Origin of the sequence: Helicobacter didelphidarum (assembly GCF_003364195.1) — a bacterium.
Classification (GTDB): domain Bacteria; phylum Campylobacterota; class Campylobacteria; order Campylobacterales; family Helicobacteraceae; genus Helicobacter_A; species Helicobacter_A didelphidarum.
The window spans coordinates 1-2,843 of sequence record NZ_NXLQ01000080.1 but is presented as its reverse complement, the minus strand read 5'-3'; the positions used below and the strand labels follow the sequence as shown (position 1 = coordinate 2,843).

At 31.6% G+C, this 2,843-nt stretch carries 1 protein-coding gene and 1 pseudogene; one reads left to right on the top strand and one right to left on the bottom strand.

From position 1 onward, the window contains the following. Positions 1 to 366: pseudogene (locus CQA53_RS10700) on the top strand (carboxy-S-adenosyl-L-methionine synthase CmoA); the annotation flags it as partial. A 397-nt stretch (positions 367 to 763) separates the two neighbouring features. Here CQA53_RS10700 and CQA53_RS10695 read toward each other — a convergent pair. Further along, the coding region (locus CQA53_RS10695) for a TonB-dependent receptor domain-containing protein (RefSeq protein WP_342767981.1) at positions 764 to 2,843 on the bottom strand (2,080 nt) is incomplete at its 5' end.

Sequence of the window (2,843 nt, the reverse complement as noted above, 5' to 3'; positions counted from 1 at the left end):
ACATTTCTACCAGCAGATATTATCACAGCATTTTATACATTGCAATTTATTCGCCCAATTCATCGACAAAATATGATACAAAAAATTTATAATGTGCTTCGCCAAGATGGGGTATTCCTCTTTGCAGAAAAAGTTATTACACATGATAGCAAGTTAGAATCTCAAATGATAGCACGATACTACAACTATAAAAAAATGCGTGGCTATACACAAGGTGAAATCTATAAAAAACGTGAAGCTCTTGAAAATGTGCTTATCCCTTATAGCATTGATGAAAATAATGCTATGTTAAAAAATTGTGGGTTTAAGCATGTAGAAATTTTATTTAAGTGGGTAAATTTTACCTTATTTTTTGCAAGGAAATAATATAAAAGCCCTTTACTTTTTGAAAAGAAAAACGAGATTCTATAAATTAAAGTATAAATTGCTATGGTTTCTTATTGAATCTTACAACGATAAAATAAGTTTTTGAAATCTGAAATCTTAACTTTTTTGTAATCAAAATATTGATATATCCTCATTTAAAAATTAATTCAATATATAAATTACAAGATAAATTTATGTAAGACTTTAGATTTATATTATTTTTATGGAATCTTAATATACTAATTTTTAGATACATATTTCATTACAGATTTTTTGCAACTTCTAAAGCCTTGTAACATTGCAAAATTTACTCATCAATATCTCTAATAAAAAGACTCTATAGAATCTTGTTGCGAACAATTCTGCATGATAAATAAAGATATACAAAACTTAGATTCTAAAAATCCATTCTAAAGGTTATCCAATAATTTCTACTTGGCAAAATTCTTTGAAAACTATTTATAACATTAGTGTATGGAGGATTGATTCCATTTGAACCATAAGGTATTAAATCGATAAAATTAACATCCAAAAGATTATTAATTGCAAAAGTAAGTATATAATGCTTAAAGAATTTATAGCTTGCTGCAATATCTACAATTTGATAATCTTTATAATATTTCCCTAATAATCCTCTCGCACTATCTAAATTACCTGCACTCGTGCCTGTTACTGCTGGTGTAGGAGTTTGGAATTTCCCATTCCATCGTAAATATATATCAAAATCTTTATAATTATATTTTGGTGTAATAACAAAACTATGCCGTGGAATAGAATTTATGCTCTCTCCTACAAGATGCTCTTGCCCTACTTGAGCAGATAATACTTCTGTATAAGTAAAGGCATAATTTGCATCAAGCGAAAATCCATAAATAGGCTTTATCCTAAAATTAAACTCAACCCCAGACATTAAAGATTTATCGAGGTTGCGATAAGTTCTACAATTTACTAGATCACTACATATATTATCTGTATAAGGTATAGTTTCAATTTGGTTGCGAAAATCCGTATAATACCCTGTTGTAATAGCCATTATATAATCTGTATCAAGTATCATACCTAATTCATAATTCCAACTGCTTTCTGGTTGTAAGTTTGTATTTCCCAATGTGCCTGTGCCATCTGTCGCATAGCTCCAACCATTATAGAGATAACTTAAATTTGGCACACGTACGCCACTTGCAATACCTGCTTTTATTGTAAACCATTGTGTAGGATTAACATTAATGTAAAATCTTGGGTTTGGGATGGATTTAAATATATCGCTATAGTTGTAACGTAGCCCTAGAGTTGTGCCAACATAATCATTAATATTATATTGAGCTTCTGCAAAAAGTGCAAATTGATTCATAGCTCTTTCAAAGCTACTTGATTGATTGGAGAGCTTTTCATACATATAATATATTCCACCATTAAAGGCTAATTCACCCCATTTATTAAAGTCAAAAAGATGATTATAGTTTGATTGGAAAATAATATCTTTATTATCCCTTGTTTGATTTAAAGTTAAAGATGTCCCAACAGAACCACCAATTGGCACTCCTGAGTGTGGCATCCAAGAAGTTTGAGTATATTGCAAATAAGTTGTTATCTTTCCCCATTCGTAATTTGCATCATGATTAAGTATTAGATTTGTTTTATAAAAATCCCTTATGGCAGTTACTGAACGGCCTGAAGTATTCAAAGAACCAAGTCTACCAAAATAACCCTCCGCATCAAAATAAAATGAATTATACTTATTTGCTAAATATGTGAATCTAGCACCAAGATTTGCATTATGAAATCCCGTTGCACTCCATCCAAGATATGGATTGGCAGCACTTGTGCCTGTTTGATTAGCAAGAATATCAGCTGGTTTTAAAAAGCTATTTTGATCTCCATACTTATAATTCCCTCGCAAGTTCATAGATAGCTTATCTTTAATTAAAGGTGCTGCGAGATAAGCGTTGATTCCATAAATATTACCAAACACTTTATATTTTTCATGAAGCTTTGTTTCTAGCTGTATACTAGCGGTTGTTTTTTTAATATTCTTTTTTGTAATAATATTTATTACTCCACCCATCGCATCACTTCCATAAATGATAGACGCAGGACCGCGTATAACCTCAATCCGCTCAATCATACTTGCTGGTGGCATAAATGAGGTATTAGCACTTATTCCTTGCCCATCGAATCCTTGTGCAACATTTTGGCGTTTGCCATCAATTAATATCAATGTATAGCTAGAATCTAACCCACGCATAGAAATCGTATTTGCTCCTGTTTTACTTGCCTCAACATACACTCCAGGAACATCTTGCACTGCATCTCCTAAATCCCTAATGGGACGAGAGAGGATTTCTTCTTTTGGAATTATAGAAATTGACGCGGGAGCTTGTTTTATATCTTGCTCATAACCTGAAGCAGTGCTAACTGTGGTAGTAATCGTATCAAGTCTGTAAGACTTCGCTTGTGAATCTCGAGAAGAATTTGTA